The organism is Sphingomonas arabinosi (genome assembly GCF_036663715.1).
Lineage (GTDB): Bacteria > Pseudomonadota > Alphaproteobacteria > Sphingomonadales > Sphingomonadaceae > Sphingomonas.
Genome location: NZ_JAXOJN010000007.1, coordinates 213,883 through 240,287 on the forward strand (window position 1 = coordinate 213,883; position 26,405 = coordinate 240,287).

A 26,405-nucleotide genomic window follows, 5' to 3' on the forward strand; every position below is an offset into this window, starting at 1 on the left:
GCTCAGCGGCGCTGGTAGAAGATGTGTGACTCCACGGTCGCAACCTTGACGAGCGAGCCGCGCCAGTACGGCACCAGCCAATCGGTATGGTAATGGGTCGCGCGGCCGACTGGCCTGTAGACGTAGCCGTTCATCGCTCGGCGCGCGGCGCGTCTTGCTTGGTCCCATCCGTCGTGTTCGGGTCGGCGTGTCTGTGATCCGTCGCAAGTGAACGAGAATTGACATCCCGTCTTGCGGTTTGAACCTTGGTAGACGACTCCGCACACGGTCTTTGGAAAGCCGCGGGCACCGACCCGATTGAGCACCACTTGAATGACTGCGCGCTGCGCGTCACGGTCGCTGCCCGCTTCGTAGAGCGCGGCGGTCGCGAGGCAGTCGGTCGCCTGGAGGCGTGCTGCAGGTCCGCCGCGGAAGCGGAACGGTGCCGCCCTTTTGCGTTTGTCCGCTACGATCGGAACGAGCGCGTTGGAGACCCGAGCCTGAGCCATCGTCAACCGTGGCTTGCGATCAGTTGTAGTGGTTTCGGTCGGCCAAGGCAGATCGGTCAGCGATCCGAAGATCGCGGCAAACGCGACCACGGCGCCGAGCAGGAGAAGCCAATGCTCGGACGATGGCCTCCGCCCGGATCCGTTGCGTCGTCGCGATGAGACATATCGGGCCGGTCGCTTCGCCATCCCGCGTCCTTACCGGCGAAATTTTCGCAAGGAAACGATCCGCGTGCCCCTCCCCCGGAGGGTCGAAGCGTGATCGTCGTAAAGAGATGGTGCCCCTGGCCTCTGCCGGTTTTTGCCTATCATGATATTGTTTTTCCTGTGGTTTCATAATTCGTTGATTTGGAAAGTGCCCCCTTAAGTGCCCCTATCCTCAGAGCGTAGGGGGCACGCCCACTGTCTAGTCCCGAGGCAGTGCGCCAACTCATGATGGCACAGCTCGCCACAGCCGACTGATCCAGATTCGAATTTTGCATAATCCGCGCTGACTGGGCCGCCTCCTGGCTGTTGTTCCTGAACGGGGTTGTCCAAATCGGCTATGCCGATCCGCCCAGAACATCGCGGGTTCCACCCGATTGGCGTGAGTTGTCTGCGGCGATACGGTTCCGGCGCGGGAAAAGCCGGTGCGAACGCTGCGATCGGCCGCACGGCTGCAAGGTTAAGGTTCGGCGCAGGCAACTGCGCTAACGAAGTTGGAAAGGGCGAACAGACGCTAATGCAACAAGCCGGTTGAACCGCCGAATCGGGAAACCCGAACCGCCCGAGCGTCCGAACTCGGGCGGTTTCTGCAGCTTCTAGCTTGCCCGATAGGATGGACCAAGCCTTGACCGCCGGCTTAGGTTTCGCCGGAAGCCGCTCGAGCCTTTAGTCGCCGCATGACAAAATCACCTTGCGAAGCCAGCACCTCGAAGAAGCCACCTCTCAATGGTTGGCTCGGGATAGGCATCGTGCTTGTCACTATGACGATCTCGTTCTTCGTGGCTTACGCCTGCCTGCTACCGTAAATTCCTCTGGATCAGCCAGCCGCGAACGTCGGCAATCGGTCCTTGATGGCCCGGCCATGATGCGTCGCATCTGAAAGGGGCCTGATGGCAGAGATAGGACTGACGGAGCTCGGCACGATGCTGGTCGTGGCTTCTCTCGTGGCGATGCTGCCCCGGCGCATCGGTCTTCCCTACACGGCGGGTCTCGTCCTTGCGGGCATCGGACTCGCCTATATACCGATCGGCGCTGACCTCCCGCTATCGCGCGAGCTGATATTCAACGTCTTCCTGCCGCCATTGATCTTTTGAAGCGGCGATGCAGCTGCGTTGGTCACGGTTTCGGGCGAAGTTGCCGCTCACGATCGTACTCGCTTTTGCCGGTGTGGCGATCAGTGCGGCGGTGGTGACGGCGGGCATGCACTTCCTGCTAGGCTGGAGCGTGCTCGGCGCGGCGTTCTTCGGCGTGCTGATCGCTGCTACCGACCCGGTGTCGGTGATCGCCGCGTTCAAGGAGATGAAGGCGGAACCCCGGCTGAGCATGGTCGTCGAGTCCGAGAGCCTGCTCAACGACGGCGGCGCGGCAGTCGGCTTTGCGATCCTCGTCGGTATCGCCAATGGTGGGACACTGACCGCTGCAGAAACGTCGCTTGTGCTGCTGTGGCGGTCGTGGGCGGGGTCGCTATCGGCGCTGTGATCGGCATAGCCGTTCTGACCGTCGCGGGACGAACGACGGATCATCGGGTCGAGGTCACACTGACGACCGTCGTCGCCTGAGGATCATTTCTTCTGGCAGAACATGTACATGCATCAGGCGTCTTCGCCGCTCTGGCGGCAGGGCTGATCAACGGCAATGTCGGACCACGCGGATCGATATCGGTCGCCGGCCGCCAGCACGTGCTGGACTTCTCGGCCTATGCCGCCTTTCTCGACAACTCCTGCCTGTTCTTGTTGATCGGTAGCCACGAGGCGCACCAACCCATCGCACTGGTATCGCTGCCTCTGGTCAGCGTGATCGTCCTGACCCTGATTGGTCGCGCAGCGGCGGTCTATCCGCTTGCCCTGCCGTTCGCACGATCCGGGCTGCGGCTTCCGGCGACCTATCAGTGTTTTGGTTATGGGGTGGCCTGCGCGGTGCGGTCGGGCTGGCGCTTGCCCTGGCGGTGCCTGTCAGCGTCGTCGAACGGGGCGAGATCGTTGTGATCACCTTTGGCGTGGTGGCCCTCTCGATCTTTGCTCAGGGATTGACGATGCTGCGGCTGCTCCGCCGATGGAGCCTGACTGAATCAGCCGGAGTAAGGCATTGATACGGTCCTACCTGGAACCGGAGCAGCTCGCCAATGCTTGGACGCTCGAAGGGGAACGGCTTTGACGCGGTGGCAGTGGCTCATCCGCCTGCTGACACGCAGGATGTGGTTCCGAGCAGCATTAGTAAGCGCGTTCGGGGGCGCACTCGCCCTTGCAGGTGCACTGGTTGGACACACCATCTCCTACCAGTTCGCCGCGACCATCGGCGCAAAGTCGGTCGATGGCATCCTGACGATCCTGGCGTCGAGCATGTTGGCGGTGACCACCTTCTCGCTGACCGCGATGGTGTCTGCCTATTCGGGCGCGACCAGCACGATAACGCCCCGCGCGGTCCAGCTGCTGATCGACGACAGCACGGCGCAAAACACGCTCGCGACTTTTTTAGGCAGCTTCCTGTTCGCCATCGTTGGCATCATCGCACTGTCGACCGGGCTGTACAGCGAGACCGGGCGTGTCATCCTCCTGGCCGGCACGGTTGCAGTCATCATCTTCATCGTCGTCACCCTGTTGCGCTGGATCGAGCATATCACGCGGTTCGGACGGGTGTCCGACACGATCGATCGGGTAGAGCGGGCGGCAATAGCGGCAGTTGACACGATCCCCGTTCCGCTAGCGCTCGGCACCGAGCGGACGCAGCCAGACGCTCGCGGCATGACGCCAGTCATGCCGAAGACGATGGCGCGGGTCACCCACGTCGACGTTGCGGTGCTCGGAAAGCTGGCAGAGGCGATCGGTGCGGATATCCATGTCCTCGCGTTGCCCGGCAAGCTCGTCGAACCCGAGCGGCCGATAGCGCTTGTCGCGGGCGGGTGCGACGACACTGCGGTCGACAAGGTCAGACAGGCGTTTACCCTGTCCCACCACCGCACATTTGATCACGATCCACGGTTTGGGCTGGTCGTGCTATCCGAGATCGCGTCACGCGCATTGTCACCGGCGGTCAACGATCCCGGAACGGCAATCGCGGTGATCGAAGCGAGTGCCCGTGTGATGTTGCGCTTGGCTGATCATCGTATAAAGGAGGGTACGCAGCTGCCCGCCCGGGTTCATGTCCCGCCGATACACTTTACCGAGTTGCTCGACGACTGGTGTCGTCCGATCGCGCGCGATGGCGCGGCGATCGTTGAAGTCGGCATCAGGCTGCAAAAAGCCCTTGGTGCATTAGCCCGACATGCCGAGCTGTTCCGACCGCTCATCAAACAGGAAGCGCACGATGCGGCAGAGCGCTCGAAGGCGGCGATGACGAACGAACGAGACCACATGCTCCTAGAGCACACGCACTATAGTCACTTCGCCGAACCAGGCTGATAGTTCCGACTAGGCAAACCTGACCCATAAGTTGCCGTTCAGGCTCTCCGCCCCACTTCCCACAGTCGGTCGCTAGTTCATCTTCCGCTCGTAGCTCGGATCGAGCCGTTTGCGGTCTGGCGCTTTAAGACGGGAAAACCACAAGCTACGCTTCGTCAAGCTCGGCTACCCCCGCGTCCAAACGTTATTAGCCGGCCACTCTGGTCAACTCGGACTCTCGGCGCATGAGGACCTGAACGAAACGACCAGCGGGATAGCGACCAAGGTCGGTTTTTAGGCAACCCGCGCGGAATTGTTCCTGCGAATGGTTTGCGCTATAATGTCCGACAAATGCACGCCGTTCAAGGCGGCTGCAAGGGGGGGATGGCATGAGAAAGCTCTTCAGTATGGTCGCGGCAGCGATGGCTGCGTCTTCGGCATCCTCGTCTCCTCCCCAAGCAGCACGGATTACGGTTTCGATCGCGGCGGATGGCACCGGCCCCCGGATCGATCGCGACATCTTTGGCCAGTTTGCCGAAAATCTGGGCACTGGGATTTACGGGGGCGTATGGGTTGGCGACGGCTCGCCCATCCCGAACGTTCGCGGCCTGCGCACCGACGTTCTGACTGCACTGAAGGCGTTGAAGGTACCCAGCGTCCGCTGGCCCGGCGGATGTTTCGCCGACGAATATCATTGGCGCGATGGCATCGGTCCGCGGGCAAAGCGGGCCGTCACCGTCAACGGCAGCTGGGGCAACGCGCTCGAGAAGAACGATTTCGGCACGGACGAGTTTTTCGACTTCATCCAGCAGATCGGATCCGAGGCCTATATTTCGGTCAACATGGGATCGGGCAGCGTCAAGGAAGCTGCCGACTGGATGGCGTATATGACCGCCGATCCGGGCACGACTGCCGGTGCCGAACGCGCCGCCAACGGTCACCGCGAACCGTATCAGGTGAAGTTCCTCGGCATCGGCAACGAAAGCTGGAGCTGCGGCGGCGCGTATCGATCGGAATATTATGTCGACGAAATGAAGCGCTACGCCCGCTTCGCGCGCAACCTGAACCTCGAGCAGCAGGGGACCGACAATCCGGCGGGCGGATCGGTTGCCGGGTCGAATCCGATGCAGCGCATCGCGGTCGGGCCGGGATCGCCCGGGACCGACTATACCGAGGCGGTGATGCGCGCCTGGAAGGGACACGACTGGAGCTGGAGCATCGAAGGGCTGTCGCTGCACAATTATACCTGGGTCAGTTGGCCGCCGGCCTATGCCAGCACCGGGTTCGGTGAGCGTGAATATGCGACCCTGATCAAGGACACGCTGAAGATGGAGGACATGATCCGCATCCACTCGGCGGTCATGGACAAGTACGACCCGGTGAAGAAGGTCCCGCTGGTCATCGACGAATGGGGCGTCTGGCTGGCCAAGCTGCCCGGCAGCCGCGACGGCTTCCTGCATCAGCAGAACTCGATCCGCGACGCGATCATCGCTTCCATCAACCTGAACATGTTCACGCGCCATGCAGACCGCGTTCGGATGACCGCGATCGCTCAGATGGTGAACGTGCTTCAGGCGATGATCCTGACCGACGGACCGAAGATGGTGCTGACGCCCACCTACCATCTGTTCAAGATGTACGTGCCGTTCCAGGATGCGACGCGGTTGCCGATCACCTTTGACGCCGGCACCTATCGTTTCGACGATGTCAGCGTGCCGCGCATCGACGCGATCGCCGCGCGTGCCCAGAATGGAAAGCTGTGGATCGCGCTGACGAACGTCGACGCCAACGCGCCGGCGCAGATCGATGCGCAGTTCCAGGGCATACGGGCAAGGACTGCGTCCGGAACGGTGCTGACCGCCGACCGGGTCGATGCCGTCAACACCTACGACAAGCCGGACTCGGTCGTACCGCGGCAGATTGCTGCCCGGGTGAGCAACGGGCGGATCAGCCTGACACTACCGCCGAGATCGGTCACGGTGCTCTCGGTCACGCAGTAGCGCGCGCCGTTTAAAAATCATACAAATCGCTGCGGGACGCCGTTTGTGTTTGATGCGATGTCCACGACGGGCAAGCGGGTTACAGGGTAAGGCGAGAAAAAATGCTCCATTCAGTCAAGCACATATCCCTCGTGGCGCTTCTTGGCGTGGCGATGGGCGGCATCGCGTCAGCGGCAGACTTACCCCGCCTGGTCGAGAAGGATGGCCGTCACGCATTGATCGTCGACGGCGCGCCATTCCTTATGCTCGGGCTTCAGGCGAACAATTCGGCCAATTATCCGTCTCAACTGCCGACTGTGTGGCCGGCGGTGAAGGCTGCCCATGCCAATACACTGGAGATGCCGATCGCCTGGGAGCAGATCGAGCCGACCGAAGGAACGTTCGATTTCTCGTTCGTCGACGAACTGCTCAAGCAGGCACGGACGAACGACGTCAAGCTGGTTCTGCTCTGGTTCGGAACCTGGAAGAACAACAATCCCGACTATGCACCGGAATGGGTGAAACTGAACAACGCCCGCTTTCCACGCGTCGTGACCGCAAAAGGCGAGGTCAAGAACTCGCTGTCACCACACTTCCGGTCAACGCTCGACGCGGACAAGCGCGCATTCGTCGGGCTGATGCAGCATCTCAAGGCTGTCGATCAGGACCACAGCGTCATCATGGTTCAGGTCGAGAACGAGACGGGCACCTACAGCGCCGTTCGCGACTTCTCGCCCACGGCACAGCAGCTTTTCGACAAGCCCGTACCCGCAGAGCTGATCAAGGCGATGCGCGCCAAGCCCGGCACCTGGACACAGGCTTTCGGCAAGGATGCCGACGAGTATTTTCACGCCTGGCATATCGAAAAGTACGTGAACGAGATTGCCGCCGCGGGTAAGCGGGAGCTGCCGTTGCCGATGTACGTCAATGCCGCGCTACGCGACCCGTTCAAATATCAGGATCCGTTCACCTATTCCTCTGGCGGTCCGACGTGGAACGTCTTGAGCATATGGAAGGCTGCCGGGCCGGCGATCGATGCCATCGCGCCGGATATCTACGACCGCGACAGCTCCAGGGTGCGTAAGACGCTGGATCAATATGGCGGCCCGGCCAATGCCCTGTTCGTTCCGGAAATCGGGAGCGACAAGGGCTATGCGCGGCACTTCTACGATGTCCTAGGTCGGCAGGGCATCGGCTTTGCGCCCTTCGGCCTCGATTACTCGGGATTTTCGAACTACCCGCTTGGCGCCAGGGAAGTGAACGCACAGGCCGTCGAGAACTTTGCCGTTCACTACAAACGATTTGCCCCGATGGCGCGGGAATGGGCCAAGCTTTCATTCGAAAACAAGGTCTGGGGCGCGGGCGAGGCCGATGATCGAAAGCCCGAAACGTTGCGGCTTGGCGATCGCTGGACTGCAACGCTAACCTATGGCGAATGGCAGATGGGAACCGTCGGTGACAGTTGGTTGGGGAAGACCGAACCGGTACCGGATCGCGCTATACCCGACGGCGGAGCCGTGATCGCCCAATTGTCACCCAATGAGTTTCTGCTTGTGGGACACCGCGTCCGTGTCCGCTTCGACTCAGCGAAGAACGAACGGTTCATGCTCGCCAAGGTTGAGGAAGGCCATTTCGAGAATGGTGTATGGGTATTCGATCGTATCTGGAACGGTGACCAGACAGGGAGCGGCCTCAACCTGACGACGTTGCCACAAGTCTTGCGGATCAAGCTGGCAGCATATTAATCAGGCCGGTAACCCCGACGTCGACCGCGGACGACCTGTCCGGAATGCCTCAAGCGACTCGCAGCAGGACGATGATGATGACCTCGACTTCGATATCCCCCCATTACCCACGTTGACGTGGAACGAAAGCACGGCTTGAGTCCGCCTGCAGGCTGCTTCCATAGGGTAGAAATGAAACCAGTACCTGTCGCTCTAAGTCGCCTGGAACCTGGGCAGCAAGCCGTAATGCACGTCGGAGCTCTTGTCCCCTCGTTGATCGTGGGTGGCGCCATCGCGATGCTCGGTAGAGTCGTGAACGATCAGCTGGGATGGCCGAGCTGGCCGGGCTTCGCCATCGGGGCGTTAGTGGCGCTGTGGTTGGCCGTGATCACACCTCGGCGGCGCTGGCGCGCTTGGGGCTGGGCGCTAGCACCTGACGAACTTCACGTGGCCCACGGAACCTGGACGCAGGTCCATACCGTGGTTCCCCTCACGCGAGTTCAACATATCGACGTCTCGCAAGGCCCGGTCGAACGTGCCTTCGGCGTCGCCCGCCTGATCCTGCATACCGCGGGTACGTCGCATGCCGTCGTTGTCCTGCCCGGACTGTCTCGCGTCAAAGCTGAAGAACTGCGTGACTCGATCCGTGTGCGCATCCGCCCGGAGGCTTGGTGAGCAAGACTGATACTCCGTTACGTCTCGATGAAGCGCCGCGTCGGCTGCACCCAGCTTCGATGATCATCTCCGTCATCCGCAAGGCGCCGTCGACGCTGCTCGGTATCCCCGCCCTGCTCGCGGTGGTGGCACGTGCTGATTGGTGGATGGTGGTGACTGGCGGCATTACCGCCGCCCTTGCCGTGGCCTTGGTCCGCCTTTTGACATGGTACCGGTTTACGTACGCGCTAGCCGCCGACGCGATCGTCATCGAGAGCGGGATGTTCAGCCGCAATCGTCGCACCATACCCTATGAGCGCCTTGCCGACATCGGCATCGAGCGTGGTCCGCTGCAACGCATGTTCGCGCTCGCCAAGGTAACGTTGGAAACCGGCGGCTCCGGTATCGACGAGGGTTCGCTGGACAGCGTATCGTACGCGGAGGCCAAAAGGCTCCGCGCTGCTCTGCATCGCCGACGCACTGTTACGCTCGAGAATCCTAGTGTCGGCACCGAAGAGGCAGCAACTGTTCCTGCCGCCGAAACACCACTCTTTGCTATGAGCACAAGACGCGTGCTGCTCTGGGGATCTTTCAACTTCTCGCTGGTCTGGATCGCGATAGGACTCGGCGCTCTTCAGTATCTCGCCGGACTGATGAACGTGGATCGCAGCGTCCTCTGGAAAGCGGCTGCGGCGAGTACCGACACTGTTCGGTCGTTGCCTGTGCTTGCTTGGGCAGGCGCTCTTGCCGCTGGCACTATGGTCGTGCTGACGATCGGCCTTACGGCGGGAATCGTACGTACGATGCTGCGCGACCACGCCTTTAAGCTTATGAAAGAAGACGGACGCTTACGGCGCATGCGCGGACTATTCACGCGCATCGAGACGATCATCTCTCTTCCTCGCGTACAACTCGCCGTCATTGATGACGGGCTGTTACGCCGCCATTTCGGCTGGTCGCGCCTGCGAACGCAACTGCTCGGCGGCGAAGGCGCCGAAGGGCTCCAGGATTTGGCACCACTGGGTCATACAGCCGAAATCGACCACCTCCTCATCGAACTGCGACTGCCAAGAAGAAGGTCAGACGACTTATGTGTCGTTGCCCGCGGCCATGTGTGGCGTGCGTTCCTAAGACGTGCGGCGATACCCACCCTGCTCATCCTCGGCGCTTCGTGGTTCTATCCCCCCACTCTGCTTGCGTTGGCGCTCCTTGTACCGTTGTGCGGGCTGTCCTTGCTCGAACGCCGCCATCACCGCTACGGCTTCACACCTGAGCTATTGCAGGTACAACGTGGCGTTCTCACTCGTCACACCTGGGTTATTCCAGTCTCGCGTATCCAAGCGGTTACGCTGCGACAGACCTGGATTCAACGACGACTGGGGCTGGCCAGTGTCCTCATCGACACGGCGGGAGGCAACCGCTTCTATGGCCCGAACATTCATGATGTTTACGAGGCCGACGGATGGATGCTCGTCGATCATCTGTCTGAGATTTGACGGCAAAACAACGCCGCAAGCCGACGGAGATATATGCTGTCGGTAGCTTTTCAGGTCTGACCCAGAACCGGCCATTCTGGTGAAATTCGCGCGGCCCAACTTCGATCGTTCGTTCATGCGGAGCGAGGACGGATAGCAGCGGCCGCGAACGCTCGCAGCAATGTCGCGAAATGGGGCTTTCCAGCCGATCCTATTGTCCAGAGCGAGCGGCGATTTCGAGATCGCCTGCCGAAGCCACCCCTGCTAAACTCGGGTCACTGCATTTGCATGAAAAGCGCGACCGCGTTGCGGACGCTATCCGCAAAGCGGTCGTAGATCGCGCGTGCGACTTCGGCAATGACAGGCTGGCGATCGCGTCCACCTCGCGCGAATACAACGACCGCCACGCGTCGACCGTCGGGCATTGTAATGAACCCCACATCATTGGTGATACCGTCCAGCGTGCCGGTCTTGTCCTCTACCCGAGCACCTGCGGGGAGCAGGGCGCGGATGCGGCGGGTTCCGGTTGCGCATCGGCTCATCAGTCCAAGCAGAAAGGCACGGCTTTTCGCGGTCAGAACGGTACCGTTATCCAGCTTGTTCAACAGCTTGACCATGGCAATCGGCGTGGCAACGTCCTTGCTGTCGGCAAGGTGGCCGCGGTCGCGAAGCAACTGGGCTATGGTCCTGTCCATCCGGATCCCAGGTATATCCTGGGACGACAGCCACTGCTGGATCGCGACAGGGCCGCCAAGCGCGGCGAGCAACTGGTCGGTTGCCTGGTTGTCACTTCGGATAATCATCAACTCCATGACTTTCGCCGCGGATCGGCCAACAATCATGTCCCCGAGGCTCCGTCGCCCTTGATCGACCTCGGCGAGGTAGGTAGCCGCGATGGCGAGCTTGACCGTGCTCGCCATCGGGAACGGGGTGTCGCCGTTGATGGAAACGATCGCGCCATCGCGAAGGTCGAGCGCCGCAATCCCGTAGTCTCCCGAGCGTTGCGCGACGAGATTGCTCAGCGCGCTCTCAAGCCCGATGAGTTCAGGGGAGCTCGCGGCCGCCGGTGCCGGGACAAGGAGGTTTGCGGCAACACTGAAAAGAAGCAGACGGGAAAGCACGGGCGCGCGCATCGATCATCCTCGAGTGTTGGCTTTGAGCGACGTGGCCACCGTGAACCGAAAGCCTCAACATTTCATGTTACATGTCGTTGAGGTTCGGACAACAGCAGGTCGCCAAGCCAGTGAGTTGCACCTACGACCCGGAAGCTTTTGGGCGAGGCCCGCCGAGCCTCCATGTCTAAGATCGGGGCCCCGCCATCCGACCGATTTGAAGACGACAAGCGTCGACACCCGCCCTTCCCGAACTACCGTCGCCTCGATCCATAAGTCGCCGTTGGGCCGCCCTTCCGCGCCTCCCAACTTCCGAAGTTCATTCGTCGAGCTCCACGGCAGCGCTTGCCTTCGGTTTAAGCGGTCGGTCGAAATGACTGCCTAGGAATCGATGAATTCCGAAAGTCATCCCGACCGATGCGAGATTGGCTGCCTTGCCTAGTCCGCGCTGCTAAGTACGGGCCTAGCTCAGTACCAAACAGCTTGATACGCGACCGAACAGTGCGCCTGAATAATGCCGACTGTCATAAAAGGTCAGCAAAACTGACGCGGTTATGTCGTGTCGATATCATAGGCGAGGCGCTCAAGGCCATAGATTGGTCTCACAATGGGTAGGGCCAGCCTTTCCGTTTCTAGGAAGCCTCTCTGCTCGTCCCTTTCGGAGATGCTGGCCCAATGTTGTTCCTTTCGCCCGCCAGACGCGTCCGGTTGGTCGCGTCTGCAGCCTGTGCGCTTCCACTGCTGTTCGCAGCTAGTACTGCAAACGCCGAAGACCCGACCGGTGATCCCGATCAGACAAAGTCCGACATCATCGTCATGGCCGATCGCGCGACCCGCTCGGACAAGGAGCAATCGACGTCGGTACGTGATTCAATCGTATTCGACGATCTCGAGACGCTGTCAGCCGACGGTAGCGTCGCGGGTCAGCTGATCCTGCTGCCCGGGATCAGCGCGATCGAGGACGGCGATGCGCCGCGCTTCGTCAGCATCCGGGGCATCTCGCCCGATCTCAACCAGACCACGATCGACGGGATCACCCTCGCCACGATCGGCAACGACGGCGAAGGCTCGCGCAAGGTCAACCTCCAGCAGATCCCGTCCGAACTCGCCTTCCACAACGACGTCTACAAGACCTTCACCGCCGAGCAGGACGGCGCGGCGATCGGCGGCATCGTCGACGTCGTCACGCGCAGCGCCTTCGCGCTGAAGCGGCGCTACGTGATGATCGACGGCTACGGCATCTATTCGTCGTTCAAGGGCGATGGCGGCAGCAACGCCGGCAACGGCAGCACGCCGCATTTCGGCGGCGGCGGCAAGATGGTGTTCGCGGACAAGTTCGGTGCGGGCGACCAGTTCGGCGTGGTCCTTTCGGCGCGGTACGAAAACCGCATCCGCAACTCGCGCAAATGGTGGCAGGACACCAAATATTACTTCAGCGACGCCGGCAAGAAGCTGGCGGGGCCGGACGATCCGGCGTGGAACGGCATCGCCGTGCCCTACAACCACAGCTATGGCAGCTACACCAATCGGCTCCAGACCGCGGGCAGCTCGGCGAAGTTCGAATGGCGCCCACTCGGCACCGATATCTATGCGTCGCTACTCGGGTTCAATTATCGTCAGTGGGAATCCTCGACGATGAACAAGAACGATTTCTACACCAAGAATGCGGTCAGCGATCTTACCGCCGAGGGCGGCGGATCGGACATCAACAGCATCTATTCGCGCTATCGCTACGATACCTGGAACAAGGCGACGGTCGGCGCGATCGGCAATGTCGAATGGCATGACGACCGCTCGTCGCTGCGCGTTCGCGGCGGCTATACGCGCGCCAGGTACGACAATACGCAGCCCTATATCGGCGTTCGGACGTATCCGACCGGGCTTTCGCTGGACTGGGCCGCGGGAAACGACGGTAATGGTGGCCTGCCGTACGTCACCGGGATCAACAAGCCCGGCATGGTGATCGGGTCGCCCTACAAGCTCAGCACCGCACAGACGACCTACCGCATGGCCAACGAGGGGCTGGCGAATACGCGCGTCGATTATGGCTGGAACGCCGAGCCCGAGGATCGTGGCTTCGGCTTCGTCACAGGGATCGAATTCCGCAACCTGGAACTGTCGCGCAACGTCGATATGACCGAATACAAGCTCGGCCAGGCGATGAACGATTATCTCTACGATCCCGGCTATGTACCGGTCGGCGCGCCGCAATCCTTCCCCTGGGTCGATTACGCGCGGGTGAAGAGCGAGCTTTGGCCCAAGTTCGTCAAGGACGTGCCCAATTCAACCTATGACAGCATCACCGGCGACTATCGCTATACCGAACGGCTGGTGACGCCGTATCTGTCGCTCCACTACGCCACCGACGACACGACGCTGGTCGCCGGCGTTCGCTACGACCACACGCGCTTTTCCGCGTTCCAGCCGACGATCACCGGCGGCACGGCGTCGGCGGTGATGACGCGAAGCAAGGGCGGGTACCAGTATCTGCTGCCGTCGTTCACCGGCATCCAGGACTTCGCCGGCGGCAAGAAGCTGCGGTTCTCGTACAGCCGCACGCTCGGGCGTCCGACGCCCGGCAACATCGCCCAGCCGGAATCGCTCAATTGCGGCGACGAGGACAGCGGCGGGGCGGATTGCTCGATCAGCCGCGGCAACCCCGATCTGCGCCCACGCCGATCGGACAATCTCGATGTCCAGCTCGAGCAGTATTTCCACAAGGACGGAATCATCTCGCTTGGTGCCTTCGCCAAGTGGATCAAGGACGACATCTTTACGCTGACGACCACCCAGCTGATCGACGACGTCAACTACCGCGTCCGCCAGCCGCTCAATGCGAACAGCTCGCGACTGTACGGCGTGGAGTTCCAGGCGGCCGATCACGACGTGAACCTGTTCGGCCAGCGGATCGATCCGTTTTTCAACGCGACCTGGCTGAAGGGCCGGATGTCGATCACCAGCGATGCCGGGACGCGCTCGCTAGACCGGCTGATCTACCAGCCGAAATGGATCGTCAACGGCGGTGCCACGCTGCGCCTGCCCGCGATCGACGGGGCGTTCCGCGCCACCGTGACGCACCGCGGCAGCTATATGGAGGGCATCGGCGAGACCGCGCAGGACGACAACGGCCGCGCCGAGCTGACCACCGTCAACCTCGGGCTGTGGCACCGCGTGACGAAACACGTGACGTTCAAATACGAGATCACCAACCTGCTCAACGACCAGCCGAAGTTCCTGGTCGGTAACGGACTGCGCTATGTCAGCGAAGTCGACGACTATGGCCAGGGTGCCTTTTTCCACATCATGCTGCGCTGATCTGCCGAACGGAGTTACGACCATGTACGAAGTCGACCGCCGCTATCTCCTGTCCGCTTTGGGAAGCCTGACCGCCGCCGGTCTGCTGCCGTGGCGCGCGGGTGCCGCCGAGGTGCGCCCGCGCAACCTGATCGAGGACCCGCGCTTTCCGACGCCGCCGTTCACGCTCGGCGTCGCGGCGGGCGATCCGGATGCCAATGGCTTCGTCATCTGGACCCGCCTCGCGCCGCTGCCTCTCCAGCCCGATGGCGGCATGGTGATGGCCCCCGTGCTGGTCGCGTGGGAAGTCGCCGCCGACCCCGAATTCGGCCAGGTGCTCCAGCGCGGCGAGACGATCGCGCACCCTGAGCTGGCGCATTCGGTGCATGTCGAGGTCGCCGGGCTCGACCCCGCGCGGCCCTATTGGTACCGCTTCACCTGCGGCGGCGAGCGCAGCGCCGCCGGGCGCGGCGCCACCCTGCCCCCGCCCGGCGCACCGCTCGACCGCGTGCGCTTCGCGGTCGCCGGGTGCCAGCATTACGAGGAAGGCTATTACACCGCGTGGCGGCACATCGCCGCCGAGCCGATCGACTTCGTGTTCCACTACGGCGATTACATCTACGAGGGGCCCGATCGCGGCGAGCAACCGCGCAATGCCAAAAAGCCGCTGGTCCGCCGCCATCTCGGCCACGAGATTTATTCGATCGGCGATTACCGCCAGCGCTACGCCCAATATAAGAGCGATCCCGATCTCCAGGCCGCGCACGCCGCCGCGCCGTGGTTCGTCAGCTTCGACGATCACGAGATCGACAATAACTGGGCCGGCGACATCGATCAGGACAACACCGCGCCGGAAGTGTTCCGCACACGCCGCGCGATGGCGATGCAGGCCTATTACGAGCACATGCCGCTGCGCCGCTCGTCGATGCCCGACGGATCGCATATGCAGATGTATCGCGGCGCGCGTTTCGGCGACCTGATGGACGCATTCTTCCTCGATACGCGGCAATATCGCTCGGATCAGGTCTACGGCGATCGTGACGCGCCGCAGGGGCCGGAGGCGTTCGCGACCGACCGGTCGATCACGGGCGCGCCGCAGGAAGCATGGCTGTTCAAGGGGCTCGATCGTTCGAAGGCACGCTGGAACCTGATCGCGCAACAGGTCTGCCTGATGAACCTTGGCTATCACAAGGCCGGGCACCCGGAGCAGCTCGTCTCGATGGATCAATGGTCGGGCTATATGAACAGCCGCCGCGGCCTGCTCGCGCATATCGACAGGCATTGCCCGGGCAACGTCATGACCGTCAGTGGAGACGCCCACCGCCATTATGCCGGCGACCTGATCCAAGATCACGGCAACGGCAAGATCATCAGCAGTGAATATCTCGCGACTTCGATCAGCTCAGGGGCGGACGGAGTAGGCGAGAACGACGACTACACCCGTTCGTCCCGCGCGGAAAATTCGCACCTCAAGGCTCTGATTGACCGGCGTGGCTATGTCTTATGCGACGTTGGTCGCGATCTATGGCGCGGCGACCTGAAAGTCCTGGACACGATCGCAACGCGGAACGGGACGCTCTCGACGCACGCCAGTTTCGTTACCGAGCGCGGCAAGCCGGGGTTGCAACGCGCCTGACCCGTGATCAAAAGCAACAAGCGAAGTCCACTCGTATGTCAGTGACCCACAAGTGAACGCTCAACGTCGTTTGGACGCTTCCCGGAATCCGTCGTTTGTTTATCTAGGTATAGGCTGGCCGAGAATCTCAGCCAGCCGCTCGGAACGTCTGGGATTCGGACATTGCCGCCGTTGGCGTGAGACATGTCATACGGCTCTGGTCAAGAAGCCGACATTCGATGTTCGTTCGACCTGCGTTGCACAGCCACTGAAGCTAAGTATCGCGGCGTCGATCGTCTCGACCGACAGCTGCTCAAAGATTGGCGGCGCGTGCGGATACGACATATCTTCCCTCTTCCGATGGGAGAGGGAAGATACGCTGAAGGTCAAGAAGGGCGAAGTTGACGGGTATGGTGGATCGCCGCTCAGTCGACGTCGCCGAAACCATGGCCGACAGTGATCTTCACGCCCGTATCCGTGCCGGCACCCGCGCCTTCCCACCAATAGGGCAACCGCTTGCGCGCGCCGGTGACGACCTCATTCAGCGTTGCCGCGTCGTATAGCCGCCCGCCAAGCATCACTTGCGACACCTTGTCGCTGTTGCGGATATCGACGTTTGGATCGGCATCGAGAACGACCAGATCGGCGAGCTTGCCCACTTCAAGAGAGCCGACATCCTTGTTGTACCCCAGCGAGCGCGCCGACTCGATCGTGCCGGCACGGAGCGCCTCGATTGGCGTGAAGCCGCCGCGCACAAAGCTCCATAGCTCCCAATGGGCGCCAAGCCCCGGCTGCTGCCCATGCGCGCCGATTGCCACTGGCACGCCCTTGTCGGCAAGCTTCTTCGCCTCGCGCGCGGTCGCGCCGTCAACATAATCCTCCTCCGGCGCAATCTCGCGCCGCGCGTTCTGCGCGGCGAGCAAAGCGGGTGGCGCGTGGCGGCTGAGCAAGGGATGCCGCCAGACGTCACTATGCGCCCGCCAGTAGGGATCGCCCGCCGGCCCGCCATAGGCGACGACCAAGGTGGGCGTGTAGCCGACGGTCGACTGCGACCATAAACTCACTACATCGGCATAGAAGTGCTCCAGCGGCACGTTGTGCTCAACGGTGGAATTGCCGTCCTGCACCAGGCTCATGTCCAACGTGAACAGCGATCCACCCTCGGGAACCACCTCCATATTCTCGGCCTGAGCGGCAGCGACGACCATCTGGCGCTGTTCGCGGCGCGGCTGGTTGTAGTTCTTCACACTGTGCGCGCCTTGCGCCTTGAGGCGACGGACGACGGCGAGCGCATCCTCGTACGTCTCGATCTGCGCGTACACGTCGGGTGCCTTGGCACCGTAGATGATCTCCCCGGTCGAGAAGGTACGCGGCGCGAGCAGCATGCCGGCCTGCTGCATTTCTGCCGCCGGGAAGACTTCGGCCGAGCGGGATGAGGGATCATGAATCGTCGTCGTGCCGAGTGCGAGATTGGCCATTGCCGACCAGTTCTGCTGCGGCACGAGCTCGTCTTCGCCCTGCGGTCCATGCGCGTGCGCATCGACGAGCCCCGGAATGATCGTCTTGCCGCCGAGTTCGACAGTCTTGGCGCCTGCGGGCACCGCGACCGAGCCGCGAGGGCCGATCGCGGCGATGCGGTCGCCCCGGATCAGGATCGTGGCGTCGTCGATTATCCCGCCATCCTTTGAGGCCATCGTGATGACGCGCGCACCGGTAAGGGCGACCGTGCCCGTGGCCTTGGAAGCAGTCACCGGCATCGACAGCGACACGCCGGTGCGGGGGGCGGCGAACTTCGGAGCATCCTCGCCGGCCGGCGCATCGCGGAACAGCGCGCTGGTCTGCGCGGTGTATAGCGTCGGACCGGCGCTCCAGTGCATCGCCTTGCCGTCGTTCGACCAATTGATGAAGTCGGCGCCGTCGCCGCTGACGCGGGTGATCGGCAACGCCCCGGACTTGGCCGATCCGTCGGCCGTCACTGCCTGCTTGCCTGGCATCAGCGGCATCACGAACGCTTCGTAATTCTGCCGGAAGGCAATGTAGTCGCCCGCGGGCGACACTTGATAGTCGTTGATCAGCTCGCCCTCGGCATGGACGCGGCGATCCTGCCCGTCGAGCCCGGTGCTGATCAGCTGTCGCTTGTCCTTTTCGTTGACGATCAAGAACACGCGGTCGCCGCTCGCGCCGAATTGCGGCGACGCGGCGTCCTTGGCGATGCGCACCGGCGCGCCGCCGGTCGTCGCGACGCGGTACGCCCCGACGCCGGGATTGCCGCGCGCGGACGTCAGCCGGCCGCCTTCGCCCTGTTCGAACACGATCGTCTGGCCGTTGGGCGAGAAACGCGGGATGCGGTAATGCCCGGCGGCCGTTGTGACGGTACGGGGCGTTCCGCCGCTGGCCGCGACGGTGCGGACCTGGCCGAGCCCCGCATCGCTCCAGCCGACGAACACGATCTGGCGCCCATCGCGCGACCAGCTCGGGAACAGCTCCATTTCCTCCTGCCCGCGCGTCAGCCGGGCCGGCGTGCCGCCCGCCGTCGGCTTGGTCCACAATTTACCGAGCGTTTCGAATACCACGGTGCGGCCGTCGGGCGAGACGCTAGCCCAGCGCGGCATTTTGGTCGCGAACGTATCGGGTGCGACCTCGATCTGCGGGTGCACCGCATCGACGATCACGCGCGTATCGTCGATGCGGAACGGAATCACCGCGCCGCTGCCGTCGTCCGGGTTCACGTGGCGCAATTTGCCGCCGGCCCAGAACACGATCTCCTTATCGCCGACCGTCCAGGCCATCTCGGGATAGACGCCGGTCACCGCCCAGGTTTCCTGCACGTCGCGATCGAGCGGGCCGTACACGATACGCTCGACGCCGCTGGCCAGATCCTTGACCCACAATTTGGTAACGTTGTTATCGCGCCGTACGAATGCGATCCTTTTGCCGTCGCGGCTTGGCGTGGGGCGTACCGATCCACCGACGCCGGAGATAACGCTGGTCACCTCGCCCGAATCTAGGTCGTAGCGTTCGATATCGAACAGATCGGTGCGCGAATTCTGCGCATATTCGAAGATCGGGCCGGGCGACACGTTGCGCGTGTAATAGATGCTCTTTCCGTCGCGGGAGTAGATCGGCTCCCCCAGCTCCTTTTGCAGCACTTCGCTCGCGCGCTTGACAAGCTGCACACCGCCGCCGCCCGACACGTGATACAACCAGATTTCGCCGGTGCCGAGCGACCGCCCGGTGGTGAAATGCTTCTTGGCGGCAATAAAGCGCCCGTCCGCACTCCAGCTTGGCTGATTAAGGAGACGAAAATCTTCCTTGGTCACCTGACGCTTGTCGCTGCCATCGGCGTTCATCACCCAGATATTGTCGCCGCCGCCGCGATCCGAGGTGAAGGCGATCCGCCTCCCGTCGGGCGAGAAGCGCGCCTGATGCTCGAACGCCAGGCCGTCGGCGATACGCTTCGGCGTGCCACCCGCGATCGGCATCGTATAGATGTCGCCCAGCAGATCGAAGGCGAGCATGCGGCCGTCGGGCGAGACGTCGACGTTCATCCAGCTGCCTTCGTCGACCCGGATCGGAACTTCACGCGTCTTCAGGCCACGTGGATTGCTGACGTCCCAGACAGGCGGCTTCTTCGGCGTGGCGACCGCGACGGGTGCGACGGACGGCGTCGCCGGCGGGGGCAACGTGCCGGTCTGCTCCGGGCCCGGCGCTGTCGCCTTGTCCTCCGGCCCCTGCGTCTGCTCGACCGGCTTGTTCACTGGCGGCGGCACGCTCTGGGCGGAAAGCTGCGCGGCCAACAGGCATAAGGCAAGAGTGGTATATGTGTGCTTCACGGTACGCGGATCTCCCTTTGCAAGCTAGCTTAGCCGATCCGCCGCAGCGGTCACCCGCAAAGATCGAGGCGGACGCTGCGGTCGCTAATGGCGGCGCTTGCCACGCGTTCGATGTTGAGCCCTGCCCGTCGTCCGGCCGTTTCAGCTAGGCGGTCGGGGGCTGCCCCGCTTAGTGAACGAACGAGCATGAACCCATTCGGCTGCTTCAAAGCGGCCGTTCCGCTTTGCACCAGAAGCGACCGGTTACCCCCCGCCCCACAGGATGAACGAACGTCCGCTTACGCCGATCGCTACCCGAAAGCGGCCAGTCCGCTTTCCACCAATTTCGTTGGTTCTAAGTTGCACACCCAAATACCGCGCAAGAACCCCCGCCTCACCCGCGAGCTTTTCAGTGGCTTTCGATGCAGTCGCTGGGATTGATGCAGTAACGCCGAAAACCTCGACTTCTACGGCCGTATTTCGCTGCTCCCGAAGATGCAAATTGATGCACCTGCCACGCAGATCGAACCGCTTCTCTTCTCGTCTCGCCAGTCCCTGCTCTCCACGCCCACTAGCTCGTTCATCACGGTCGAGAACGTCGATCGCCAACCGTGCGGGACGTGAAGCCCCGTGAACCCGGCTTCCCGATAGGCCTTGCTCAGCGTGCTGTCGCTGAGCGGCCTTCTGGGATGACGCACGCTGCGGAAGATCAGCGGTCCCTTCTCCGAGAAGTCCATCGCGGCGGTAATCGTATCGACCGCCTGTCTGGACAACGGCACGATGAATTCGAAGGCCGCATCCTCCTTCTGGTCGACGACCAGTTTCATCTTGGCGGCCGGGATATGTTAGATCGGCTCCGGCCCGCCCAGCCCCTCGAATTCCTTCGGTTCGGCCCTTCGCAGCACGCCAGAGCGTACGGCCGTGCGACAGGAAACGTGACGCCAGCTTCGTCAGCGGATGCGCCGGCTGTTCCTCGACCTTGCGCAAAACGATGCGCGCGGCTTCCACCGTCCGCACCGCGGGTTGCTTGCCGCGCTTGATCGGCGACAACGCGCGTTGCGCGACCGCGGCAGGATCGGCCGCAACGATGCTGCTGCCGATCGCGCGGGCAAAGACTTCCGAGATCCGCTGGCGGATGCGATGCGCCGTCTCGATCGCCCCGCGTTCCTCGACCGGACGCAAAACCTTCGGCACCAGCGGTGTGGTGATCGCGTCGACCGGCAGGTGCCCGAGCTTCAGATAGACATCCTGTACGAAGCTGTTCTTCACGTTCTGCGCATAGCGCTTCGACCAGATTGCATCCTGGCTGGCTAACCAATCCTCGGCAATCATCTTGAACGTCGCACCGACGCGCGCAACCTGCGCTGCGGCCTGCTGCACCTTGTGCACCGACGGGTCGACGCCGTCCCGCAATAGCTTGGCTGCATTCTCGCGCATCGCGCGCGCCTGGAGTAACGTCGTGTTCGGATACGACCCGAACACCAGACTCTTCTCATTACCCGCAAATCGAAACTTCATGCGCCAGCTGCGATACCCGCTTGGCATGACGTATTAATATAGCCCGCCCGAGTCGCCCACCTTGTAAGGCTTGTCCGTCGGCTTGGCCTTTTGACGGCCGTATCGGTCAGCATTCGGTGCCCCCACCCACAGAACTCGGTGCCCCCAACGTGCCCCCAAATGATCGTCGCTGCATGGGGTAACAATGGGATGCGGTGAGACACCCCACAACCCTATAACAACACCGAAAACCGCCCCTTTCGGGACGGTTTGGGATGCGTTGGAATTCATGGTTGGTGCCCCTGGCCGGAATCGAACCAGCATGCCTTGCGGCAACCGATTTTGAGTCGGTCGCGTCTACCAATTTCGCCACAGGGGCAGCGGCGGGTTGGCTAGACGAAGCTTTCGTCCGCCGCAAGCGGGTTTAGTTGCGCCTTTAGTTGCGGGGCGGCTGGCGGCGGTAGCTTAGCGCCTCGGCGATGTGAATGCGGGTGACGGTATCGCTGCCGGCGAGATCGGCGATGGTGCGGGCGACGCGGAGGATGCGGGTGTAGCCGCGCGCGGTCAGCCGCATCGCTTCGGCAGCTTGGGCGAGCAGTTTGCGGCCAGCTTCGTCAGGCGTGGCAACGGCGTCGAGCAACGCCCCATCCGCCTCCGCATTCGTTCGAACCGGGTGATCGCGGTATCGGTCGGCCTGGATCGCGCGGGCGATGGCGACGCGCGCGGAAACCTCTGCCGAGCCTTCGGTCGGCGGCGGGAGGATCAGGTCCGCGGCGCTGACCGCCTGGACGTCGATATGCAGGTCGATCCGGTCCAGCAAGGGGCCGGACACCTTGGCCTGATAATCCGCGGCGCATTTCGGGGCGCGCGCGCAGGCCAGGCTCGCATCACCGAGATGCCCGCACCGGCACGGGTTCATCGCTGCGATCAACTGTACGCGAGCAGGAAACGTGACGTGCGCGTTGGCTCGCGCGACGCTGACCGTGCCCGTCTCCAGCGGTTGGCGGAGCGAATCGAGGACGGCGCGCTGGAACTCCGGGAGTTCGTCGAGGAACAGCACGCCTAGATGCGCGAGACTCACCTCCCCCGGCTTGACCTTGAGGCCACCCCCGGTGAGCGCCGCCATCGATGCGGAGTGATGCGGCGCGCGGAACGGGCGCGTTCGGGTCAGACGACCGCCGGAAAGCGTACCGGCGACCGACTGGACCATCGATACTTCGAGCGCTTCGGCAGGGTCGAGCGGCGGCAGGATGCCGGGAAGGCACGACGCCATCAGCGACTTGCCCGAGCCGGGCGGGCCTACCATCAGCAGGTTGTGCGATCCGGCGGCGGCGATCTCCAGCGCACGCTTGGCCGTCTCCTGCCCTTTGACCTGCCGCAGGTCCGGACCGTGATCGGCCTGCTCGGCGATCCCCGGCTTTGGCGGGCTAAGCAGGCCGTGTCCCTTGAAGTGGTTCAGCAGTGACAGCAGGTCGGGCGCGGCGATGACCTCGATTTCGCCGGCCCACGCCGCTTCCGACCCTTGCGCGGCGGGGCAGACGAGCCCCTTGCCCACTTCCGACGCATGCAACGCCGCGAGCAGCACGCCCGGCGACGCGGTGATCCGCGCGTCGAGGCCGAGTTCGCCGACTATCACATAGTCCGCCAGTGCCTCGGCATCGACCACGCCCATCGCCGCCAGCAGCGCCAGCGCGATGGGTAGATCGAAATGCGATCCTTCTTTCGGGAGATCGGCGGGCGACAGGTTCACCGCGATGCGTTTCGGCGGCAGCGACAGCCCCATGCCCGCGATAGCACCGCGCACCCGCTCACGACTTTCGCCGACCGCCTTGTCCGCCAGCCCGACGACGTTGAACGCGGGAAGTCCTGGAATCAGTTGGACTTGCACCTCGACGGCACGCGCTTCCAGCCCGAGATACGCCACCGTCGCCACGATCGCCGCCATGCCCGCTCTCCCGCGACACGACGTCACGCCTTATTCATACCCGAATTGCCATGTCTGCAAGTGTGGGCGGCAACTTGCCGTCTTGCGAACCTAATACACCGGACCCACATGCCTTCCGTGAATCCAGTCCGCTCCCCGCTTCTCCGCTTCGGCCAGTTGGTGCTCGGGATGCTGTTGATTCTGAGTGCACCGCTGCTTGCCCCTCTGCCGGGGCCGGCAGGCATCTTCCTGTTCGCCGGCGGGATGGTGCTGGTGCTGCGCAATTCGCGGTGGGCGCGACTGAAATGGGCGCGGCTGAAGCGGCGGTGGCCGCGGACCGGGCATTTCGTCGATCGAATGATGCGGCGGCAGAGCGCGATGCGGCGGCACGAGCGGGCAAAGGCGTCGAAAAGCGCGGCTGCCGAGGCCGGTGCGAATTGACTTACCGCCGCCCTTTCCGTAAGCGCCCAGCCATCAAGGCCGTCCCCGTGGCGGCCGTTTTCTATTTGATGACCTAGGGAATGACCAATGAAGCGGACCTTTCAGCCGAGCAACCTGGTACGCGCACGCCGTCACGGCTTCCGCGCACGGATGGCGACGGTCGGCGGCCGGGCAGTGATCCACGCACGCCGCGCCCGCGGTCGCAAGAAGCTGTCGGCCTAACCGTATTAAGCAAACGCCGCGATTTTCTCGCGGCGAATGCTGGGAAGCGCGCACCGATGCCGGGATTCGTCCTGCTCATGCGCCCCCGCGACGACGGTGACGAGACGATGCGAATCGGCTTCACCGTCACCAAGAAGATCGGCAACGCCGTCGTCCGGAACCGCATGAAACGGCGGTTGCGGGCGTTGGCGCGCGAGCTGTTGGCGGAACGCGGTGTTGCCGGGGCCGATCATGTTTTGATCGGGCGTAATGGCGGGGTCGAGCGGGACTACGCCTTGTTGCGGACCGAGCTTGGCAAGGCGTTCCGAAAGGTTACGCCGCAGGCTGCTGCTAACACTTCAGCAGAAACCACCACAGCAGCACAGGCCACCACCCCGGCGAAGGCCGGGGCCCAAGTGGGAAAGCGGCCTTGATGAGTGGCTGCGCCTCGTTACTCATGCCTCCCAATTGGGCCCCGGCCTTCGCCGGGGTGGAGGTTGGGTTGCGTGGTAGCGAGTCGAACTCGACGCTTGCCGTCCCCCCCTCCTCCTTGTTCTCCCACGAAGGCGGGAGCCAAGTCTGGGTCCCCGCCTTCGCGGCGAAACACTCTGAGACGTCGGTTTTGACGTGCTAGCCCGCCTCCTCATCCTCCTCGCACGCGGCTGGCAACTCGGCCCCTCGCTCGTCCTGCCGTCGAGCTGCCGCTACGATCCTTCGTGTTCAGCCTATGCAATAGAGGCCGTTGGGCGCTATGGCGCGCTCAAGGGGGGCTGGTTGGCGGCGAAGCGCATCGCGCGTTGCCATCCGTGGGGCGGGTACGGACCTGACCCGGTCCCCGACCACGACCCAGACATCGACAAGAAACTGAAAGACGCCGCCCTGTGAAAGACGACAAGCAGAATTTCGTGCTGTTCGCGGTGATCGCGGCGCTGATCCTGTTCGGATGGCCGCTGATCCAGGGCAAGTTCTTCCCGACCGCGAATCCACCGGTCACGAAGATCGAAGGCGGCAAGACCAAGCCGGTCGCGAACCCCGCGGCCGATCCAGCCGCAGACGGTGCCGCAGCCATCGGTGATCGCAACGCGGTGATCGCGAGCACCCCCCGCATCCGCATCGAGACGCCCCGCGTGTCGGGGTCGATCAACCTCAAGGGCGCACGGATCGACGATCTCGTGCTCAAGGGCTATGACGAGACTGTCGCGAAGAACTCGCCGCCGATCCGCCTGCTCTCGCCCGCCGGTGCGCCCGATGCCTATTTCGCAAGCTTCGGCTGGCGTGCGCAGGGCCTAGCCCCGCCCGCAGCAGACGCCGTCTGGACCCCGTCGGGCTCGACCACGTTGACGCCGACCACCCCGGTCACGCTCGACGCAACCAACGCCACCGGCCAGCGCTTCCGCATTCAGATCGCGGTCGACCAGGATTACATGTTCACGGTTCGCCAGACCGTCCTGAACGCCGGCACCGCTCCCGTCCCCGTCGCCACCTATGGCCTCGTCAACCGCGTCGGCATCTCGAAGGATCCGTCGTCGATGACGATCCATGTCGGGCCGATGTCGGTTGACAATGGCGGCGCGCATTACCGCCCCGACTACAAGGACATCGACGAGGCCACGCAGAAGTTCACGACGACCGGCGGCTGGCTCGGCTTCACCGACAAATACTGGCTGACCGCGCTCGTCCCCGATCAGGGCCAGGCGTTCGACGGCCAGTTCCGCGCCGGCGCCAACAAGGCGTACCAGGCCGACTACGCGCTCCAGCCCAAGCAGGTCGCGCCCGGCCAGTCGATCACGCAGACGTCGCGCTTCTTCGCCGGCGCCAAGGAAGTCCGCCTGCTCGATCGCTACACCGATCAGGCCGGCGGCGTCGCCAAGCTCGATTACGCGATCGACTGGGGCTGGTTCCGCATCGTCGAGAAGCCGATCTTCTATTATCTCGACTGGCTGTTCCGCATGGTCGGCAACTTCGGCGTCGCGATCATCCTGCTGACGGTGACGATCCGCGGCCTGCTGTTCCCGATCGCGCAGCGCCAGTTCAAGTCGATGGCCGCAATGCGCGCCGTCCAGCCGAAGATGAAGCTGCTGCAAGAGAAGTATAAGGACGACAAGGTCCGCATGCAGCAGGAGGTGATGGCGCTGTACAAGGCGGAGAAGGTCAATCCGCTCGCGGGCTGTGCGCCGACGCTGCTCCAGATCCCGATCATGTACGCGCTGTACAAGGTGCTGATGCTGACGATCGAAATGCGTCATCAGCCGTTCGTCGCGTGGATCAAGGATCTGTCCGCGCCCGATCCGCTGACGCCGCTCAACCTGTTCGGCCTGCTGCCGTTCACGCCGCCGCACATGATCGCGATCGGTGTCGTGCCGATCATCCTGGGCATCAGCATGTACTTCCAGTTCAAGCTGAACCCGACGCCGATGGACGACACGCAGAAGCAGGTGTTCAAGCTGCTGCCATGGGTCCTGATGTTCGTGATGGCGCCGTTCGCGGTCGGCCTCCAGGTGTACTGGATCACGTCGAACGTCCTGACGATCATCCAGCAGAAGCTGCTCTACGCCCGCCATCCGGGCCTGAAAGTGCCGGTGACCAAGTGAACGACGTTCCCAACTTAGGT

At 63.0% G+C, this 26,405-nt stretch carries 20 protein-coding genes and 1 tRNA gene; 15 read left to right on the plus strand and 6 right to left on the minus strand.

What is annotated here, in order from left to right:
• Positions 1-2 precede the first annotated feature (2 nt).
• On the minus strand, positions 3-674 hold the full coding sequence (locus U1708_RS13580; protein WP_332746378.1) for a cell wall hydrolase: 672 nt from the start codon (positions 672-674) through the stop codon (positions 3-5).
• Positions 675-1,579: 905 nt separating this feature from the next.
• Here U1708_RS13580 and U1708_RS13585 point away from each other — a divergent pair.
• The 8 genes from U1708_RS13585 to U1708_RS13620 all read left to right on the plus strand — a co-directional run bounded on the left by U1708_RS13585 (position 1,580) and on the right by U1708_RS13620 (position 9,919).
• Positions 1,580-1,783 (plus strand): cation:proton antiporter domain-containing protein, encoded by a 204-nt coding sequence (locus tag U1708_RS13585; protein ID WP_332746379.1) that lies wholly within the window; start codon positions 1,580-1,582, stop codon positions 1,781-1,783.
• A 7-nt stretch (positions 1,784-1,790) separates the two neighbouring features.
• The gene (locus U1708_RS13590) at positions 1,791-2,168 is read left to right on the plus strand and encodes a cation:proton antiporter domain-containing protein (RefSeq protein WP_332746380.1); all 378 of its coding nucleotides are present in this window, start codon (positions 1,791-1,793) and stop codon (positions 2,166-2,168) included.
• Positions 2,169-2,311: 143 nt separating this feature from the next.
• Entirely contained in the window at positions 2,312-2,674 is a 363-nt protein-coding gene (locus U1708_RS13595) for a hypothetical protein (protein WP_332746424.1), read from the plus strand.
• A 165-nt stretch (positions 2,675-2,839) separates the two neighbouring features.
• Complete coding sequence (locus U1708_RS13600; protein ID WP_332746381.1) at positions 2,840-4,087, plus strand: DUF2254 domain-containing protein; 1,248 nt, start codon at positions 2,840-2,842, stop codon at positions 4,085-4,087.
• Between the two features lie 368 nt (positions 4,088-4,455).
• Positions 4,456-6,066, plus strand: a complete 1,611-nt coding sequence (locus tag U1708_RS13605) for an alpha-N-arabinofuranosidase (RefSeq protein ID WP_332746382.1) — start codon at positions 4,456-4,458, stop codon at positions 6,064-6,066.
• A 101-nt stretch (positions 6,067-6,167) separates the two neighbouring features.
• Positions 6,168-7,790 (plus strand): DUF5597 domain-containing protein, encoded by a 1,623-nt coding sequence (locus U1708_RS13610; RefSeq protein WP_332746383.1) that lies wholly within the window; start codon positions 6,168-6,170, stop codon positions 7,788-7,790.
• Between the two features lie 258 nt (positions 7,791-8,048).
• A complete protein-coding gene (locus U1708_RS13615; RefSeq protein WP_332746425.1) occupies positions 8,049-8,444 on the plus strand; it encodes a PH domain-containing protein in 396 nt (131 codons plus the stop codon).
• Between the two features lie 59 nt (positions 8,445-8,503).
• Positions 8,504-9,919, plus strand: coding sequence for a PH domain-containing protein (locus U1708_RS13620; protein ID WP_332746384.1), 1,416 nt, complete (start codon positions 8,504-8,506; stop codon positions 9,917-9,919).
• 254 nt (positions 9,920-10,173) lie between these two features.
• Here the strand turns inward: U1708_RS13620 and U1708_RS13625 are convergent, their stop codons facing one another.
• Positions 10,174-11,031, minus strand: a complete 858-nt coding sequence (locus U1708_RS13625) for a serine hydrolase (RefSeq protein WP_332746385.1) — start codon at positions 11,029-11,031, stop codon at positions 10,174-10,176.
• Positions 11,032-11,685: 654 nt separating this feature from the next.
• Between U1708_RS13625 and U1708_RS13630 the strand changes: the two genes are divergently transcribed.
• Both U1708_RS13630 and U1708_RS13635 read left to right on the plus strand, forming a co-directional pair.
• Positions 11,686-14,325: a TonB-dependent receptor gene (locus U1708_RS13630; RefSeq protein ID WP_332746386.1), complete on the plus strand. Its 2,640-nt coding sequence runs from the start codon at positions 11,686-11,688 to the stop codon at positions 14,323-14,325.
• Between the two features lie 22 nt (positions 14,326-14,347).
• Positions 14,348-15,940: an alkaline phosphatase D family protein gene (locus U1708_RS13635; RefSeq protein ID WP_332746387.1), complete on the plus strand. Its 1,593-nt coding sequence runs from the start codon at positions 14,348-14,350 to the stop codon at positions 15,938-15,940.
• A 404-nt stretch (positions 15,941-16,344) separates the two neighbouring features.
• Here the strand turns inward: U1708_RS13635 and U1708_RS13640 are convergent, their stop codons facing one another.
• The 4 genes from U1708_RS13640 to U1708_RS13655 form a co-directional block, all read right to left on the minus strand.
• Entirely contained in the window at positions 16,345-19,752 is a 3,408-nt protein-coding gene (locus tag U1708_RS13640; protein WP_332746388.1) for an amidohydrolase family protein, read from the minus strand.
• A 243-nt stretch (positions 19,753-19,995) separates the two neighbouring features.
• Positions 19,996-21,276: a tyrosine-type recombinase/integrase gene (locus U1708_RS13645; protein ID WP_332746389.1), complete on the minus strand. Its 1,281-nt coding sequence runs from the start codon at positions 21,274-21,276 to the stop codon at positions 19,996-19,998.
• Positions 21,277-21,522: 246 nt separating this feature from the next.
• Positions 21,523-21,607, minus strand: a tRNA-Leu gene (locus U1708_RS13650).
• Between the two features lie 57 nt (positions 21,608-21,664).
• A complete protein-coding gene (locus tag U1708_RS13655) occupies positions 21,665-23,173 on the minus strand; it encodes a YifB family Mg chelatase-like AAA ATPase (RefSeq protein ID WP_332746390.1) in 1,509 nt (502 codons plus the stop codon).
• A gap of 117 nt (positions 23,174-23,290) precedes the next feature.
• Between U1708_RS13655 and U1708_RS13660 the strand changes: the two genes are divergently transcribed.
• From U1708_RS13660 to yidC, 5 genes are all read left to right on the plus strand, one after another.
• Entirely contained in the window at positions 23,291-23,593 is a 303-nt protein-coding gene (locus tag U1708_RS13660; protein WP_332746391.1) for a hypothetical protein, read from the plus strand.
• Between the two features lie 87 nt (positions 23,594-23,680).
• Positions 23,681-23,815: a 50S ribosomal protein L34 gene (rpmH, locus tag U1708_RS13665; RefSeq protein WP_031393806.1), complete on the plus strand. Its 135-nt coding sequence runs from the start codon at positions 23,681-23,683 to the stop codon at positions 23,813-23,815.
• 56 nt (positions 23,816-23,871) lie between these two features.
• On the plus strand, positions 23,872-24,228 hold the full coding sequence (gene rnpA / locus U1708_RS13670; RefSeq protein WP_332746392.1) for a ribonuclease P protein component: 357 nt from the start codon (positions 23,872-23,874) through the stop codon (positions 24,226-24,228).
• A 193-nt stretch (positions 24,229-24,421) separates the two neighbouring features.
• Positions 24,422-24,679, plus strand: coding sequence for a membrane protein insertion efficiency factor YidD (yidD, locus tag U1708_RS13675; RefSeq protein ID WP_332746393.1), 258 nt, complete (start codon positions 24,422-24,424; stop codon positions 24,677-24,679).
• Complete coding sequence (gene yidC / locus U1708_RS13680) at positions 24,676-26,385, plus strand: membrane protein insertase YidC (protein ID WP_332746394.1); 1,710 nt, start codon at positions 24,676-24,678, stop codon at positions 26,383-26,385. Before yidD ends, yidC begins: the two co-directional genes overlap by 4 nt.
• The last annotated feature ends 20 nt before the right edge of the window (positions 26,386-26,405 follow it).

Excerpts from the sequence above, each read along its gene's own strand:
- U1708_RS13580 (WP_332746378.1), bottom strand. The coding sequence starts at position 674 with ATGGCGAAGCGACCGGCCCGATATGTCTCATCGCGACGACGCAACGGA.
- U1708_RS13585 (WP_332746379.1), top strand. The coding sequence starts at position 1,580 with ATGGCAGAGATAGGACTGACGGAGCTCGGCACGATGCTGGTCGTGGCT.
- U1708_RS13590 (WP_332746380.1), top strand. The coding sequence starts at position 1,791 with ATGCAGCTGCGTTGGTCACGGTTTCGGGCGAAGTTGCCGCTCACGATC.
- U1708_RS13605 (WP_332746382.1), top strand. The coding sequence starts at position 4,456 with ATGAGAAAGCTCTTCAGTATGGTCGCGGCAGCGATGGCTGCGTCTTCG.
- U1708_RS13610 (WP_332746383.1), top strand. The coding sequence starts at position 6,168 with ATGCTCCATTCAGTCAAGCACATATCCCTCGTGGCGCTTCTTGGCGTG.
- U1708_RS13620 (WP_332746384.1), top strand. The coding sequence starts at position 8,504 with ATGATCATCTCCGTCATCCGCAAGGCGCCGTCGACGCTGCTCGGTATC.
- U1708_RS13625 (WP_332746385.1), bottom strand. The coding sequence starts at position 11,031 with ATGCGCGCGCCCGTGCTTTCCCGTCTGCTTCTTTTCAGTGTTGCCGCA.
- U1708_RS13630 (WP_332746386.1), top strand. The coding sequence starts at position 11,686 with ATGTTGTTCCTTTCGCCCGCCAGACGCGTCCGGTTGGTCGCGTCTGCA.
- U1708_RS13635 (WP_332746387.1), top strand. The coding sequence starts at position 14,348 with ATGTACGAAGTCGACCGCCGCTATCTCCTGTCCGCTTTGGGAAGCCTG.
- U1708_RS13645 (WP_332746389.1), bottom strand. The coding sequence starts at position 21,276 with ATGCCAAGCGGGTATCGCAGCTGGCGCATGAAGTTTCGATTTGCGGGT.
- U1708_RS13655 (WP_332746390.1), bottom strand. The coding sequence starts at position 23,173 with ATGGCGGCGATCGTGGCGACGGTGGCGTATCTCGGGCTGGAAGCGCGT.
- rpmH (WP_031393806.1), top strand. The coding sequence starts at position 23,681 with ATGAAGCGGACCTTTCAGCCGAGCAACCTGGTACGCGCACGCCGTCAC.
- rnpA (WP_332746392.1), top strand. The coding sequence starts at position 23,872 with ATGCCGGGATTCGTCCTGCTCATGCGCCCCCGCGACGACGGTGACGAG.